Source organism: Ancylomarina euxina (assembly GCF_003863355.1).
In the GTDB taxonomy this organism is placed as follows: domain Bacteria; phylum Bacteroidota; class Bacteroidia; order Bacteroidales; family Marinifilaceae; genus Ancylomarina; species Ancylomarina euxinus.
The window spans coordinates 14,881-32,117 of record NZ_QQWG01000025.1 but is presented as its reverse complement, the minus strand read 5'-3'; the positions used below and the strand labels follow the sequence as shown (position 1 = coordinate 32,117).

Sequence of the window (17,237 nt, the reverse complement as noted above, 5' to 3'; positions counted from 1 at the left end):
CTTGTAAAATGAGAAAAATATCAATATATATTTTAGGTCTGGCAATGTTTATTACATTGTGGGGCTGTGAAAAGGATTTTTTGGAAGTGAATATTGATCCCAATAATCCACCTTCAGAAGTTGGAACTCCAGAATTAATTTTTCCTTCAGCTGTTGCTTCTAGCGCTGGGCGTTTAGGAGGCGAATATGCAGTTCTTGGTGGCATGTGGTCTCAACATTGGACACAATCTAATGCTGCGAATCAATATAAATCAGTCGATCAGTATAATATTACATCTAGTAGTTATAATGGTGCATTTTCTGAAATGTTCTCAGGTGCTTTGAACGATTACACGTTTGTAATTGATAAATCTGAAGAAACAGAGAATTGGATTTATTATCTGATGGGAACTGTTATGAAAGCTTATAATTATCAGGTGATGGTTGACTTATATGATAAGCTACCCTATGATGAAGCTTTCCTAGGTGATGCTAATTTGGCACCAGTTTATGAAGATGGAAAAGATATCTACACTAAATTAATTGCTTCTATCGATACTGCTTTAATTAAAGATTTTAGTGCCGCAACCAATACAGTACCTGGTAAAAAAGATTTCTTATTTGAAGGCGATGCTACAAAGTGGAAGCAATTTGCCAATACATTGAAATTAAAGTTGTATTTAAGAATGATAAATGCTGATCCTTCAGCTGCGCAAGCTGGTGTTGAATCTGTTTTTGCTAATGGTATTGGATTTTTAGGAGAAGATGCTGCTATGACTCAGTTTGAAGACGCTCCTGATAAGAGTAATCCTTTCTTTGAGTATAACTTCCGTCAGTTGAATGTAGCAACAAACTTAAGAGCAAGTAATACATTAATGTCTTACTTATTATCAAATAGTGATACCAGACTTGATGCGATTTATAAACCAGGTTCGGGTGGACAGTTTGCTATGTACCAAGGTCAGTTTAATGCTTCTTCTACTGCAATTGATCCTGATCAACCTTCAGTAGCCAAACAATCTCCTATTGAGCCTGTTCGTTTTATTTCTGCTGCAGAATCTTACTTTATGCAAGCTGAAGCTATCGAGCGTTTTGGTGTAACTGGTGATGCTAAAGCTATGTATGATGCTGGTGTAACCGCTGCATTTGAACAATTTGCTTTCGATGCTCAGTATAATGAGTATAATTTAGATGCCGCTCCTTTTATTGCCGCTGGTGGTAAGTATGAGTACCCGTCTGGAGGAAGTCTTGAGAATAAGATTGAAGCCATTATTGTTCAAAAATGGGTTTCATGTGTTGGTTCTCACTCTTTAGAGTCTTTCTTTGAACAAAACAGAACAGGTTATCCTCAAGTGAGCACTGTTCCAGGATCAGATCCAACTTATGTTGCTGGACAATTCACTTATTCTTTGGAAGGTGTTACTGGAGGTCTTTTTCCTAAGCGTTTAGTATTTCCTGATATTGAGATTAACCGTAATCCTAATACGCCTGCAAAAGTTGCTGTAACTGAAAAAGTTTGGTGGGCTAAATAATAAAAGATACAATTATGAAAAAAATATTATTATATAGTTTTCTTCTGACTTTATTTTTTGGAGTAGTTTCATGTGATAAAGAATCAGAAGATGTATCAACACTAACGTCTTATGTGACTATTGTGTTGGATGGTGATGACGTTGTGTTTCATCAAAAGGGTACTCCTTGGGTTGATCCAGGTTTCTCCGCTACTGAAGCAGGTGTAGATGTCACTGATGGTGTAGTTGCAACAACTCCTGATATAGACAATATTGGTAGTTATACACTTACTTATTCAGCTGTAAATTCGGATGGATATGCAGGTTCTGTAAGTAGAAAAGTTGTTGTTTATTCAGCTGGTTTATCTGCTACAGATATTTCAGGGACTTATTCAGGAGATGTATTTAGATTAGATACAAATAATAACGCAACTCGTAGCTTTGCTGGTAACGAGGTTGTAATTTCTGCGACTTCTGTTCCTGGTTTATTCTATATCAGCGATTGGATTGCAGGATTTTATAATGTTGGATATGGTTACGGTGCTGGTTATGCATTTACAGGCTATTTTGAAATGGTTTCACCAACAGAATTTCGTCATATTGAATCTTCAAATCCTTGGGGAGATCCTGCAGATGAGGTGATTAATTGGAATTATGATGTTGCAACAGATGTATTCACTTACAATTTCATGTGGTTAGGTCACTACGATTTTGCTATTACTTTAACAAAAGGATAGAAGTTAATTCATTTAAAAATTAAATTTATGAAACTAAGATATATTTATATTTTATTAGCTATGCTTGTAGCTCTTGGTGCTTGTGATCCTAACGACACCATTGAGGACTACAAGACAGAGTATACCTCTGTTGGCGAAATGCTAGCAGGTGAATGGTACGTAACTTACACTACCACTGCTGGTGTTGTAAGAGCAGTTAATTCTAAAATATCAACATTTAACACTGCTACAGATAACGGTACGCAGATGTGGATTGATGATGAAGAGAATTACTGGGGACTTAAGAGTGTTCTTGATTGTAATACTGAAAATAATACTTTTTCTGCCACAGGTGCTGCTGAATTGTACTATGGGATTACTGTTGATGTTGTAAATGGTAAGGTCCTTCCTGGTGCAGGAACCACAGCCGCAGGTAATGTTACGGATAGTATTTACTTTGAGATTACGTATAACGAAGTTGATGGTGATGGAAATCCCGATCCTGTAACTCGTATAGTTGCAGGAGTAAGACGTACTGGTTTCTTAGAAGATGAGCACGAATAGTATTATAATGTCCTTTTAATTAGAGAGTTGAATTTTCGAATTCAGCTCTTTTCTTATATGATTATTCTGATTAACTTAAGGTGTGTTTTTTATTTAAATCAATCGTGATGAAAACAGAGCCTATTTTAGAAGAGTGTTATCAATTGTCAAAATCAACTTTACTTATTTATAGAGTTTTTCTGATTCTTACTTTCTTTATATCTGCTTTATCCCTTTCTGCTCAAGAAAAGGTTATTGTTGTAGGTGGAACATCTGCTGCCCCTTTTTCCAGAGGTGTAAGTAAAACTTCAAAAATTAATGAAATAGCCTACCAAAAGCAGCTCTTGGGTTCTTTTTATTTGGATGATGATTGGGCAGGTACTGACATCTATTTAATAAATGATAGCCTTGTTTTGTGTGATATAAACACCAGAATAGATTTACGTAATAATGTATTAGAAATAAAAACGAAGAAAGATACTTTGGTATTGCCAACTTATCGTATTAAGAGTCTCTTCTTCAAAGAAACAGCTATGGTTTTTGTTACTGAAAATATTGTGAAGTCACCTACTAGTGGTTTTTATCAAATCATAGTAGATGATAAATACTCTTTGCTATGCCAGCCCAAAGTTAAGGTTGAGCGTGCTGATTTTAATATCATCACCAATTCAGGAAGTAGGGATGATAAGATTATTCAGCAAGAATTTTTCTATTTGTTTGTTGATGAAAATCTTATAAAGCTTGAGAAGAGTAAAGCTAAGTTCAAGAAACAATTTAGGAAGAATAAGAAAATAGAACAGTTTTTTAGTCAGAAAAAAGTGAAACCAAAAAATAAAGCATTTCTTATAGAATTGGTGAAATTTATAAATGAAGAGAAATTAAATATTTAATTTTCTTTCGGTATTTCTATCCGTTAAGCTGTTGAGTCTTGTCAGCTTAATTTGGAGTAAATTTGAGGTGACGAGAAAGACTTTTATTAACAAAGTTGTAATGCAATAATATTTACCCATGAACGTAATTGAAAATATGGTGTAAAAAACAATTTAGTTTCTATTTCTAATCCTTGAAGACCTCATTACCTTTTGTATGAATAATAAAGTATGAACCAATATTTATTTTATAAAAATTTTGATATTAAAAAGACGAAACGGAAATACATCCCGTTTCGTCTTTTAAAATTCGTTTAGAATCCTTAATTAAAAGCCATTCAACTCCATAGTTACTGTTGGAATCAGAAGTAAGAATCCTAGTAATAGAAGAATGACCATAAATCCACCAATCCATTTCACCCACTTGTCGTAAGGGATTTTTGCAACACCAAGTACCCCAATTAAAACACCTGAGGTTGGTGTAATCATATTGGTAAACCCATCTCCAAATTGGAAAGCCATAACAGTAGCCTGACGCGATACACCAATTAAATCAGAAAACTGTGACATCATTGGCATCGTTAGAGCGGCCTTAGCCGAACCAGATGGAATAATCACATTAATCACATTTTGGATAAAGTACATCATACCCACCGAGGCAATCTTACCAAAATCGTTCATCGACTTAGAAATGTAGAATAGGATAGAGTCAATGATTTGACCTTCTTCAAGTACAATTAGGATACCGCCTGCTAAACCAACAATAAGTGCTGCAGATAGAATATCACTAACACCTTCGAGGAATAATTTTGTGATATCGTTAGCCGATTTACTATAAGCAATACCTGAGAAAATACCCATTGCAAAGAACAGGGTAGAAATTTCCATGATATACCAACCGTACCCCATAACACCAACAATTAGATAGATAATGGTGAATAGAAGAAGGTTGAGTATAAAGAAGTGAACTGATTTACGTAATGAAACCAATCCAAAAATGGCAAATAAGGCTGTAACAAAAGGAAGAACGTAAGTCGTCATTTCCGAATTACCAATTTTTAATGTGCTTTGTGGGTAATAAAATGAGAACCCAATCATACCAACAAGAAGAATAATATAAGTCACCCAAGCTGAAGCAGGTGTATGGTATTCAATATTTTCAACATCTGAGCTGTGGTGTTTTCTCCAGAAGCTATCGTCGGTGTAAACTAAAGAACTTTCAGGGTTTCTGCGAACCTTAGCCGCATAGCGCAAGATAAATGTGAAGCCAATAATATTAATTACAAACCAACAAAACAGACGGTACTCGATACCTGAGAATAGTGGAAGATTGGATAACCCCTGTGCAATACCAATGGTAAATGGATTCAATAATGCTCCTGCAAAACCTAAACCAGCTGCAACAAAACAGATTGCAACACCTACAATGGAATCGTATCCCATCTTAATAGCCATTGGCACAAAAATAATGGTAAAGGCTATGGTTTCCTCACTCATCCCAAAAGTGGCTCCAAAGACGGAGAATATGAGCATGATTAGAGTCAGAATAATATTGTTGACACCTATCTTTCGAATAAACTTGTTTTTTTCGAGTTTCTTAGTGAACTCCAAAAAGGAATAGATCCCCACATCAATCGACTTACTGGCATTCATAATCCAAAAGGCACCACCAATAATCAGAATAAACATGATGATATCCGCTTTATCGACAAAGCCCTTGAAAAATGAAGAGAAAACTTCCCAGCTTTGTCCACTGTTATCCACCTGATGGTATGAGTCTTGAATGATAACCGAACGGTCGGTGCCGTTAACATTTACAACAGTTCGGTCGTATTCGCCACCTGGAATAATCCAGGTTAAGATGGCAGAGAGAATCACTATTGCAAATACAATAACGTAGGTGTGAGGTACTTTTTTAAACATAGTTATGATATATAATTAATTTTAGAAGTTTTAATTAACCCCATCATAAATGCTGGGGTATGTGTATGGTAATAATGGGCTTTTAGCCCACAATATTCTTTATATATAAACTCAAAGCTGTATGGCTAAAGCCCACTTGCATATCTTTTTAGCACACCATCCTAAAGGATGGCGTTAGTTCTTTTTTTTAGAATCCGAAATGGAATATGGGTTTTTATACTTCGTTTTCGTATCTAAACTCTTCGTTCTCGCATCGTCATATTTTCGAACCGTAAAAATAAAAACATTCCATAGAATACAGCCAATATTGAGTAGATAATCAGCTGGCTTTTGTATGTTATCGAAAAGGTTTGCATTCTCATGATTTTTAATTGTATTTGAGTGTAATATTGTATCCTTTTTCCTACTTTCGCAAAGTAGTTAAATTAACAATTATCAATTCATTACACCAGTGAATGAATTGATAATCATTAGTTATTAATTGAATACGATAAGATGAAATTACTTATTAAGAATATAAAACAATTGGTTCAGGTTGAAGATGAACCAAGAAAGTGGGTCGCTGGTGCTGATATGGCTAAGCTAAACTGTATTAATGATGCTTTTTTATTAATTGACGAAGGTAAGATTGAAGACTTTGGTGCTATGTCTGCTTTGCCAAATTTTGATGAGGTGGAAGGTACTGATATGATGCAAGAAATTGATGCAACAGGCCGTATGGTTTTCCCATCTTTCTGCGATTCACATACACACTTGGTTTATGCCGGGTCTCGTGAAATTGAGTATACCGATAAAATCAAAGGTCTTTCATACGAAGAGATTGCTAAGCGTGGTGGTGGAATTTTGAATTCTGCTCAGCGTATGCACGAGGCGACTGAAGATGAGCTTTATGAATCTGCAATGGAGCGACTTCACGAGATTATTGGAATGGGGACTGGAGCTGTTGAGATTAAGTCAGGATACGGTTTAACCCTTGAAGATGAATTGAAAATGCTTCGTGTCATCAAGCGATTAAAGGAAACAACGCCGCTTATAATTAAATCAAGCTTCTTGGGTGCTCACGCTGTTCCTGCTGATTACAAAGGCCGTCAGGCTGAGTATGTCGATATGGTGATCAGCGAAATGATTCCTATGGTTGCTGCTGAAGATTTGGCAGATTATATCGATGTATTCTGCGATAAAGGATTCTTTACGGTTGAAGAGACTGACCGTATTTTGAATGCCGGTATGAAACACGGTATGCGTCCAAAAATTCATGCGAATGAGTTGGATTACTCAGGCGGTATTCAAGTTGGCGTAAAATATAATGCGCTTTCAGTGGACCATCTTGAGTTTGTAGGCGATGCTGAAATTGAAGCTTTAAAAGGATCGGAGACTATGCCAACTGTATTACCAGGTGCAGCTTTCTTTCTAAATATGGTGTGTTCACCAGTTCGTAAAATGATGGATGCTGGTTTACCCGTGGCTTTAGCGTCTGACTTTAACCCAGGCTCGTCACCATCAGGTAATATGAAATTTATTTTGTCGTTGGCTTGTATTAATTACAAGATGTTACCACAGGAAGCGATTAACGCAACAACCATAAACTCTGCTTACGCTATGGGTGTTCAGGACGAAGTAGGAAGTATTGCCCGCGGTAAAATCGCCAACGTATTTATCACTAAGGAAATTCCTTCAATTGAGTTTATGCCATATGCTTATGGTAGTAATTTGGTTGATACAGTTATCCTAAATGGACAAATACTTTAAATAATTAATGATTAACAAAAAAGGATTAGTAATAGTCCCCAATTGTTAATTGCTCATTGATAATTACTAATTACAATATAATGAAACAATTAATCGAATGTGTTCCTAATTTCTCTGAAGGGAACGACATGAATATCATTAAGCAGATTACTGACGAAATTGAATCTGTAGAAGGTGTAAGCCTTGTTGATGTTGATCCAGGTAAAGCGACTAACCGTACGGTTGTAACTATGGTTGGAACTCCTGATGAGGTTTTGGAAGCCGCTTGTCGTGCTATCAAAAAGGCAGCTGAGTTGATCGATATGAGTAAGCATTCTGGTGCTCACCCACGTTTCGGTGCAACTGACGTTTGTCCATTGGTACCTGTTGCCAATATTACTATGGAAGAGACCGTAGCTTATGCTCACAAATTAGCTGAGCGTATTGGTACTGAGTTGAACATTCCTGTATATTGCTACGAGAATGCAGCACTTATCGAAGAGCGTAAAAATTTGGCTACTTGTCGTGCTGGTGAATACGAGGCGGTTAAAGATCGTATTGGAACTGAGCGTTGGAAGCCTGATTTTGGCCCTGCTGAGTTTACTCCAGCTGTAGCTAAGTCTGGTGTTACTGCAGTAAGTGCACGTAACTTCCTAGTAGCATATAACTTCAACTTGAACACCACTTCAACTCGTCGTGCCAATGCAATCGCATTCGATGTTCGCGAAAGAGGTCGTACTAAGCGCGAAGGAAATCCATCAACAGGTAAAATCGTAACAGATGCTAACGGAAATCCAGTAATGGAGCCAGGAACATTGAAAGCGACTAAGGCGATTGGTTGGTTCATCGAGGAGTTTGGCGTTGCTCAAATCTCAATGAATATGACTGATATCTCAGTAACTTCTATTCATCAAGCTTTCGACGAAGTTTGTGCTAAGGCTCAAGCTCGTGGTATCCGTGTTACAGGATCTGAGTTAGTTGGTGTTGTGCCGTTGCAGGCTATGTTAGATGCAGGTAAGCACTATCTACGTATGCAGGAGCGTTCTACAGGTATTGCCGATCGTGAGATTATCAAAATTGCTGTTAAATCTTTAGGATTGGACGAGCTTTATCCATTCGATGCTGACAAGAAAATCATTGAGTATATTCTTGAGAACGAAGCTAAAAAAGGATCAAAGAAATTGGTTGACATGAGCTTAACGGCTTTTGTTGAAGAAACCGCTTCTGAATCTATGGCTCCAGGTGGAGGATCTATCTCTGCTTATATGGGTGCAATGGGTGCTGCTTTGGGTTCAATGGTGGCTAACCTTTCTGCTCACAAGCCAGGATGGGACGAGCGTTGGGAAGAGTTTTCTGATTGGGCTGAGAAGGGTAAATTCTACCACACGAAGCTAAATTGGTTGGTTGACGAAGACACAAATGCCTTCAATAAAATTATGGATGCTATCCGTTTACCTAAAGCTACCGATGCTGAAAAAACTGCACGTACTGAGGCAATGGAAGAAGCAACTAAATTTGCGACTATGGTTCCTTTCCAAACTATGGAATTGTGCTTAGGCTGTATGGATGTATGTAAGGCTATGGCTGAAATCGGAAACCCGAATTCAATTACCGACGCTGGCGTTGGTGCATTAGCTGCTCGTTCGGGCGTATTGGGTGCTTATATGAATGTGAAGATTAACGCTGCCGATTTAGCTGACAAAGCTTGGGCTGCCGATATCCTTGCAAAAGGACAAGCAATTGTTGACAAGGCTGTAGCTCTTGAAAACGAGATTGTAGCTATGGTAAACGCTAAAATCTAATAGCGAATCACTATATATTATTAGCCCCGATAGTTCTAAACTATCGGGGCTTTTTTATGTCATAACATTTTATTTTCTCCTCCTTATTTTCAAGGAGGAGTACCCGAACTTGTGAGGGGGAGGTGGTTTAAAGAAACAAATTAGGGCGTTCCCTTCGGTCAGGCTTTCCGCTACAACTCCTCGTATGCCTTTCGTACCTCAATCCATCCTGTGGGGTTTTCGCTGCAAATAAGCGTAGCGATTCATGAATACAATTCAAAATATTTTCGAATGAGTAATCCTTAACGCAAACCTTGCATCAATCCTAGACGGTCATGCTCTGACTATAGGCAAGCTGTAAATATCAGGGTATGACTAAGTATTACTATTTATTGAGAGCCTCACAAAAAGAGTGAGACCCTCAATGTGAATTAGCTCCTGCAAATATATTATCTGAAGGAGCAGGGGTGGGATTTCTAACCTCATTTCAGCTTAGGTTTTTGTGATTTTTGCTCATCACAATTTTAATAGTTATTATTTAATTCGTTAGTCCGTAAATTGTGCTCAGGTATTTTGCCTTCACCCCAGCATCGATCACATCTAAGAGCCTGTTTATATCCTCTACCTTCACATTCAGGACAGATAACTTTTTGTCTAGGCTGTACTGGAGCTTTAGTAGGTTTTAGTTTCTCTTTTGTTTCTGTATTAATAATTTGGGATACACCTGTGAAGAATGTCTGAACTTGTTGCCAGTGATCTTTATTTATTATTACATGGTCTTCATCTAGGCCTAATTCCTTCTCCTTCATTGGGTGTCTGTGGAGAAAATCTTTTAATTTGTTCATGAATTTATTTTTGGGTTATAAACTTGCGTATTTTAAGTTAGTACATTAAAGATACATGTGTAATTAAGAAGAAAGAATGTTTAGTTAAATATAATGTAGGTTTAATTTATATTAGTCTTTTTAGTACACGATTGTATCAATCCCATCGGGATTATATATTTATAGACAATATCTTATTGTACGCATGCGACTCCTTCGGAGTCGTATTTTTTTTCACATCATTATTTCTATAAACATTCGAATCCTACGGATTCATGCTCCTGCAGATATCTTATCTGCAGGTTTTGCTTTGGGGATTTATAATCCCCTTTTCAGATTAGGCGATTATAAATCTGGGGCAGCTAACTATTGAGACCCTCAAAAGAAGCGAATCTGCTTACTGCATGCTCAGTCCATTTATTATGAGATTGCCACGTCCTCATTCTTCGTCCTCGCAAAGACAGCCTTGAATTCGTCATGCTCTGTCTCTAAGTAGGTTGCATATGTCAGGGTATGACTACCCTTACATTATCATATTGAGAGCCTCACAAAAATAGTGAGACCCTCAAGATCATATTTGCACCATTCTTATCGTTTAAAACCGCCACACACTTGAGAAACTTTCCTGCACTGCGGGGGAAGCCTTCTCATGTTTGAGAAACCTTCTCGCACTGGTGTTTGAAGCTTTCTCAGGTTGGAGAAAGCTTCTCGTACTGGTGTTTGGAGCTTTATCAAAGGGTAGAAAGCCTGTTGCACTCGTGTTTGAAGCTTTCTCAATATAAAGAAGCTGGGAATCGCTTATTTAGAAATCCACGATATTTTATTATGTCCTGTCTGTCAGTATATAGGTGGATTTTATGGGTTGGTATTAAAACATAAAAAACTTTTAATATCAAAATGAAATTTATAACTTCATGTTTCTAATGTTAACTCAAAAACTAAATTTATGTTTTCTTCTATTCATTTAACGCTTTTGCGTCACAACGAGTTTATCCAATTCATTACGAATTTATCGGGAATTATAAATGCAAATGACCTTGAAACTCTAAAATTGAAATCAGAATCGGATGATCTAACGGCACTTTTGGCTACCATAACGGCTTTGTATAAACCTGATTTGGGTAGTCAGTTAACCAAACTATTGGAACAAGACGATGAAAGACGTGATCGTGCACTTGTGGGTATTCAAAGCCTAATTGAGGCTTATACCAACCATTACGATGAAGCCAAAAAAGAAGCTGCTTTAGCCTTAGCGCTTTCACTTAAGAAATTTGGAACGGGTATTGCTAGGCAGAATTACCAAGCTGAAACGGCTACGATCACTGCCATAATCGAAGAATGGAAAAGAGAAACGAATTTGATTGCAGGTTTAAGTAAGTTGAGTTTAAACGAGTGGGTAGGGGAGTTAGGCACAGCTAATTCTCAGTTTGATACACATTACATAGATCGTGTTAAAGAAGACGCTGCAGCTCCTGATGTGAAGCTTATCGCTTTGCGTAAAGAGGCTATTCAATCTTACCGAACGCTAACCAATAGAATTCAGGCTTTTGCTACAATTGGCGAAGAGCCAGCTTATGCAGCAATCATTAATGAATGCAATAGCCTTATCGAAAAATACAATTCTGTAGTTAATGCTCGTAGCAAAAAAGAGAACGAAGAAGTTTCTGCTGAATAATAAGAAGAGAATGAATAATAGAGTAAAGCCTACCTCGTAATTGGGTAGGTTTTCTTCTGAATTCTATATATGTCAGCCCTTCAGGCTGCGATTTACATGGGGCATCATCTAGAGACTCAGTCTCTCATCTCGGGACTCTATCCCTTATCTCGGGACTCTATCCCGAGTTAGGGGATATCAGCCCTTCAGGCTGTGGTTCACATGGAGTATCATCTCGGGACTTCATCCCGAGTTAAGGAATATCAGGCTTTCAGCCTTCTTTTTATTTGAGCCTGAAAGGCTCTTATTCTTTAACTAGGGGCATCGCCCCTGGGTACTCAAGAGCTGAGGTATCGACTCTAGGTATTCCAGAACAAGAGGCATCACCTCGAACTCACAAAAGCAAAAAAATCATGGGACAATCACTATCACAACTCTACGTCCATCTAACTTTCGGGACTAAATTTAGAGAGCCATATATCAGATCCGAAATCGAAAAAGAACTGCACGCCTACATCATCGGAATATTGAGGAAAATGGAAAGTCCATCATTAAGAGTTAATTCTATGCCTGATCATATTCACATTCTTTTTCGATTATCGAAGAATTATGCCTTGGCTAAAGTTGTAGAGGAAGTGAAAAAGTCAAGTTCGAAGTGGATGAAAGAGAAAGGTGTTAAAGAATTTACTTGGCAAATCGGTTATGGTGCTTTTTCGGTTAGTAGCAGAGCATTACATATAGTTGAAAGCTATATTGAACATCAAAAGGAGCATCATAAATCAAAAACCTATAAATCAGAATTAGAATCCTACATAAAGGAGAGTGATGTGGTTGAATATGATGAGAAGTATTTTTGGACTTAGTCAGTTTCAGCCCTTCAGGCTGTGGATTATCAGCTTGGTAAGCTTGAGGCTTTGCCTCTAGTTAAAGGATAAGAGCCCTTCAGGCTCACTACGATTGGATAATCGCTTCATAAAAAGGCTGAAAGCCTTCCATTCTTTTAACTTGAGGCTGCGCCCCTAGATCTTGACTGCATACAAATCACAGCCTGAATGGCTGACACATCACTACGTGGAAATTGAAGTAAAAAGAAAGGCCAGAATCTCAATTGAGTTCTGGCCTTTTATCTGGATAAATATATTTTTAGATTCCTAAAAGTAGGCTATCAGGATCTTGTCCCATAGTAATCATGCGATGAGGATTTTCGATCAGTTCCTTAATTTTCACAAGGAAACCAACGGAGTCTTTACCATCAATCACGCGGTGGTCGTAGGATAGTGCAATATACATCATTGGGCGTATTTCAACCTTGCCATTAACGGCAATTGGTCGCTCAACAATATTGTGCATACCCAAAATTCCTGATTGAGGCGGGTTAATAATTGGCGTACTCAAAAGTGAACCGAAAACCCCACCGTTGGTAATGGTAAAGGTTCCACCTGTCATCTCGTCCAAACTGATTTTACTTGAACGCGCTTTATTGGCCAATCGCATTAACTCTCTTTCAATATCTGCTAAACTAAGATTTTGAGTATCCCTAATCACGGGAACCATCAAACCTTTTGGGGTTTGAACGGCCATAGCTACATCCATATAGTTTGGTGTGATAATCTCATCACCATCCATCATTGAATTAACGGCAGGGTGTGCTTTCAGGGCAATACTCACAGCCTTGGTAAAGAAGGACATAAAACCTAGTTTGATATCATGAGTCTCTACAAATTGCTTCTGGTATTTCTTTCTCAGTTGCATCACAGCTGACATATCAACTTCGTTGAAGGTTGTTAGCATCGCTGTTTCATTCTTAACCGACACCAAACGAGCACTTAACTTCTTGCGAAGATTGCTCATTTTCTTACGATCAATATTGCGTTCAACAGGTTCTGGCTGTGCCAAAGCTGCTGGAGCCTGTCCTTTATTTTCAATAACTTGCTCAATATCTTTCTTCGATAATCGGTGAAGACCAGCAATCACATCATCAACAGATAGTTGGTTTTCTTCCATCAGCTTTTTAGCAACAGGAGAAATCTTAACATCCTTAAATTCATCAGAAGATTTGATAGGTGTAGCTTCAGTCGTTTTTGCTTCTTGCTTAGGAGCTTCCTCTTTGGCTTCAGCCTTTGGGCTTGATGATGCTGCTGTACTAGCAAAACTCGTGTCAATGGTACAAGCAACTGATCCAACTGCGACTGTATCGCCCTCGTTAGCTTTGATCGAAATTTTACCTCCCTCGTCGGCAACAAGTGTAAGTGTTGCTTTGTCAGATTCGATTTCAGCAATCTCCTGTTCTTTTTCAACAATATCACCATCGGCTACAAACCAATTGGCAATTTCAACTTCGGATATGGATTCTCCCGGACTGGGAATCTTTATTTCAAGCATGTTTTGATATTATTTATTGTTGTTTTGTTTTTGTTCCTTTTTCTCAAACTTTAGCCTTTAACCTTCGATACTTTTTCCTTTAATTAAACTACATCAGTAATTTACTTTTTTTGTCTTGGAAATATTCATGTTGGCGGTGGATATCTTCTTTCGAGCTACCAACCACACATTGTAAACCACAATATTTTAATTTTCTGTCACAATCACATCTTCTAAAAACTTTACGGATAATCTCATTTTGTCCAATATTATGAATTTTAGCAAGACCTGTTGCTGGACTACCACTAGCTAGTCGTGCTATTGGTGTCAACTTCACATTCTTAATGTTGTAGTTAATAAATTGCCAAGGGCCCATATTTTCAGGTTCTTCCTGTACCCATAGGTGTAGAAGAGCTTTAGGGTAGCGTGCCAACACAGCATCAACCTGCTTTTGTGGGAAAGGATATAGCTGTTCGATACGAATCAGAGCCACATCCTGAGCATCGAGTTCCGTTTTCTTAGCTAGCAAATCGTAATAGATTTTGCCCGAACAGAATACCACGCGACTCACTTCTTCAGCTTTCACATTCGTGTCATCAATCACTTCCTGGAATCTGCCTTCAGCTAATTCGTCCATTGTTGAAACACAGTTGGCGTTTCTCAATAAACTCTTAGGGGTAAAGCATATTAAAGGAATTCTAATATCTCGCTTAACCTGACGACGCAAAGCATGGTAATGATTGGCTGGTGTTGTCGGGTTAATCACTTGCATGTTGTTGTTGGCGCAAAGCGTAAGGAAACGCTCAATTCTTGAACTTGAATGCTCGGCACCTTGTCCTTCGTAACCATGTGGTAAGAGAAGAACCAGACCATTCTTAACACCCCACTTGTCTTCTGCAGCACTGATATACTGGTCGATTACGGCTTGAGCCACATTATGGAAATCACCAAACTGCGCTTCCCAAATGGTAAGGCCTGAAGGGTGTGCTAACGCGTAACCATATTCGAAACCCAGAACGGCATATTCACTCAAATGTGAGTTGTAAATATGACAGGGTGCTTGATTCTCGCTAACATGTTTTAACGGAAAATACTTTTGTGCAGAATCGTGAATTGTTAGTGATGCATGACGGTGTGAGAAAGTTCCACGCTCCGAATCCTGACCACTAATTCTTACTCCATGTCCTTCATCGACCAGACTTGCATAGGCCAGGAGTTCTCCCATCGCCCAGTCTAAGCGATCTTCGCTAACCATTTTCTTACGATCAGCCATCAACTTGCCTACTTTTTTGAAAAACTCGACGTCTTTTGGTAGAGTCGTTATTTTGTCAGCTAATTGAATTAGTTTGCTTTTCTTTGTTTTGAAAGCCGGCGTTTCTACAAAATCAGCATCTTTAGAATAGCGGATGTCCTTATAATTATCCCCTAAGAATGGCTGAATGTAAAGCTTTTCAATATTTTTTGAAATATCAAACTTCTCGTTGAGTTTGTTGTTGTATTCTGTAATGAGTTCCTTAATATTTTCAGGTTTGTAAATCCCTTTGCTGATTAAGTAATCACCATAAATATCTCTTGGATTTTTATGCTTGGCAATTTGATCGTATAATAAAGGTTGAGTAAAACGAGGTTCATCACCTTCGTTATGACCATACTTTCGGTACGATAAAATATCAATGAACACATCCGTTTTGAATTCCTGACGGTATTCCATTGCTAAGCCAATTGTGTATATCAGAGCTTCAACATCGTCACCATTAATATGGAACACAGGACATCGGGTTACTTTAGCGACGTCAGTACAATACGTGCTCGAACGGGCATCCAGGTAGTTTGTTGTAAAACCAATTTGATTATTAATCACCAAATGAATCGTTCCGCCAGTTCTGTATGCCTGAAGTTCAGCCATCTGAATGGTTTCGTAAACGATACCTTGACCAGCAATTGCGGCATCACCATGAATGATGATAGGAACCAGTTTGTTTTCATCCCCCTTGTAATCATTATCAATTTTCGAACGAGAGATACCTTCAACTACAGCTCCTACAGTCTCTAAGTGCGAAGGATTGGGTGTTAAATGAAGCTTCACTTCATTACCATCATCGGTTTTAACTGTATTACCATAGCCTAAGTGGTATTTTACATCACCAAGTGCAATATCATCTTCAAATTCTTCACCTACAAATTCCTTGAAGATATTTTCATAAGGTTTCTCAATAATGTTAGCAAGAACATTCAAACGACCACGGTGTGCCATACCAAAAATAAACTCTTCAACTCCCAACTGAGCTCCTTTTTCAATTAAGGCATCAAGTGCAGGAATTAGAGTTTCGGTTCCTTCAAGGGAGAAACGCTTTTGTCCGACGAATTTCTTATGAATAAAATTCTCAAAACCAACCGCCAATTTTAAATGGTAGTAGATATGCTTGCGTTGTTCATCGGTGAAATTTGGTTTGTTTCTGCTGATTTCCATCTTGTTTTGCAGCCATTTTACTTTATCAGGCGTACGTAGGTAGAGATACTCAACGCCAACAGAGTGACAATATGTTTCCTGAAGATGCTCCAGAATGTCTTTAAGTTTTGATGGACCAATTCCCAGTTCACTACCCGCTTGAAAAACGGTTTCCATATCTGCTTGAGAAAGCCCGAAGTTTTCAATGTCAAGAGTAGGGAAATACTTACGTCGAACACGAACGGGGTTGGTTTTAGTAAACAAATGTCCTCTTTGGCGATAAGCTTGAATCAAGTTAATCACATTGAATTCTTTACTCATCGACTCAGCAGGAAGAGTGCTTATGTTTTCTGTTTGAGGTTTGCTTGAGAATTTTTCAGAAGCAAAGTCGAAGCCCTGGAAAAATTTTTGCCAAGATTCTTCAACCGAATTAGGGTCTTTTTTATAGGATTGGTATAAGTCATCGATGTATTCGATTTCGCTATTACCTAAAAAACTGAATTTATCCATAAAAGTATTAAGTTGTTGGGTCAAGTTTTGTTTTCTTTGTTTTGATTCAATTCAATCTACAGGATGTAATGACTTTAAGACTATTTAGAGGATGGTTTTAATATCCATTATTTAAATATTTAAAGCTCCTTTCCTGTCTATAAACAGATGTATTAAATTATAAAAAATAATTAAGAAAGCCTGTACACTAACAAATGTATTAAAATTGAGTTTTATCCGAATGTTTATAAAGGATTAAAAGATAAAAAAATCATCTTTTTTTTTAATCAGCACATAGAGGTTTTCTATCAGTGGATAAGCTCTTCGATTTTCAAGTTTATAGGATAGTTTATCCTTCAATATTTGATGGCTAATTCTAATTGATTAATTTTGGTTGAGCTAGATAAAAA

The 17,237-nt window shown here is 37.7% G+C and carries 12 protein-coding genes; 8 read left to right on the top strand and 4 right to left on the bottom strand.

Annotated features, from left to right (window positions below):
• Positions 1-8: 8 nt before the first annotated feature.
• The 4 genes from DWB61_RS16455 to DWB61_RS16440 all read left to right on the top strand — a co-directional run bounded on the left by DWB61_RS16455 (position 9) and on the right by DWB61_RS16440 (position 3,639).
• Positions 9-1,511: a SusD/RagB family nutrient-binding outer membrane lipoprotein gene (locus DWB61_RS16455; RefSeq protein WP_125032033.1), complete on the top strand. Its 1,503-nt coding sequence runs from the start codon at positions 9-11 to the stop codon at positions 1,509-1,511.
• Positions 1,512-1,525: 14 nt separating this feature from the next.
• Positions 1,526-2,227, top strand: coding sequence for a BT_2262 family domain-containing protein (locus DWB61_RS16450; RefSeq protein WP_125032032.1), 702 nt, complete (start codon positions 1,526-1,528; stop codon positions 2,225-2,227).
• Positions 2,228-2,254: 27 nt separating this feature from the next.
• Complete coding sequence (locus tag DWB61_RS16445) at positions 2,255-2,770, top strand: lipid-binding protein (protein WP_125032031.1); 516 nt, start codon at positions 2,255-2,257, stop codon at positions 2,768-2,770.
• Between the two features lie 107 nt (positions 2,771-2,877).
• A complete protein-coding gene (locus tag DWB61_RS16440; protein ID WP_125032030.1) occupies positions 2,878-3,639 on the top strand; it encodes a hypothetical protein in 762 nt (253 codons plus the stop codon).
• 306 nt (positions 3,640-3,945) lie between these two features.
• Here the strand turns inward: DWB61_RS16440 and DWB61_RS16435 are convergent, their stop codons facing one another.
• Positions 3,946-5,541, bottom strand: a complete 1,596-nt coding sequence (locus DWB61_RS16435; protein ID WP_125032029.1) for a YfcC family protein — start codon at positions 5,539-5,541, stop codon at positions 3,946-3,948.
• A gap of 495 nt (positions 5,542-6,036) precedes the next feature.
• On the opposite strand from DWB61_RS16435, the gene hutI reads away from it, so the two are divergent.
• Both hutI and ftcD read left to right on the top strand, forming a co-directional pair.
• Positions 6,037-7,290, top strand: coding sequence for an imidazolonepropionase (gene hutI / locus DWB61_RS16430; RefSeq protein ID WP_125032028.1), 1,254 nt, complete (start codon positions 6,037-6,039; stop codon positions 7,288-7,290).
• Positions 7,291-7,370: 80 nt separating this feature from the next.
• Positions 7,371-9,071, top strand: a complete 1,701-nt coding sequence (gene ftcD / locus DWB61_RS16425; protein WP_125032027.1) for a glutamate formimidoyltransferase — start codon at positions 7,371-7,373, stop codon at positions 9,069-9,071.
• A gap of 503 nt (positions 9,072-9,574) precedes the next feature.
• Here ftcD and DWB61_RS16420 read toward each other — a convergent pair.
• Entirely contained in the window at positions 9,575-9,895 is a 321-nt protein-coding gene (locus tag DWB61_RS16420; RefSeq protein ID WP_125032026.1) for a hypothetical protein, read from the bottom strand.
• Between the two features lie 925 nt (positions 9,896-10,820).
• Here DWB61_RS16420 and DWB61_RS16415 point away from each other — a divergent pair.
• Both DWB61_RS16415 and tnpA read left to right on the top strand, forming a co-directional pair.
• On the top strand, positions 10,821-11,549 hold the full coding sequence (locus DWB61_RS16415; RefSeq protein WP_125032025.1) for a DUF6261 family protein: 729 nt from the start codon (positions 10,821-10,823) through the stop codon (positions 11,547-11,549).
• 392 nt (positions 11,550-11,941) lie between these two features.
• A complete protein-coding gene (gene tnpA, locus DWB61_RS16410; RefSeq protein WP_125032024.1) occupies positions 11,942-12,391 on the top strand; it encodes an IS200/IS605 family transposase in 450 nt (149 codons plus the stop codon).
• Between the two features lie 280 nt (positions 12,392-12,671).
• On the opposite strand, the gene odhB is transcribed toward tnpA, so the two are convergent.
• Together odhB and DWB61_RS16400 are read right to left on the bottom strand one after the other, a co-directional pair.
• The gene (gene odhB, locus DWB61_RS16405) at positions 12,672-13,910 is read right to left on the bottom strand and encodes a 2-oxoglutarate dehydrogenase complex dihydrolipoyllysine-residue succinyltransferase (protein ID WP_125032023.1); all 1,239 of its coding nucleotides are present in this window, start codon (positions 13,908-13,910) and stop codon (positions 12,672-12,674) included.
• 88 nt (positions 13,911-13,998) lie between these two features.
• Positions 13,999-16,848 (bottom strand): 2-oxoglutarate dehydrogenase E1 component, encoded by a 2,850-nt coding sequence (locus DWB61_RS16400; protein ID WP_125032022.1) that lies wholly within the window; start codon positions 16,846-16,848, stop codon positions 13,999-14,001.
• Positions 16,849-17,237: the final 389 nt, after the last annotated feature.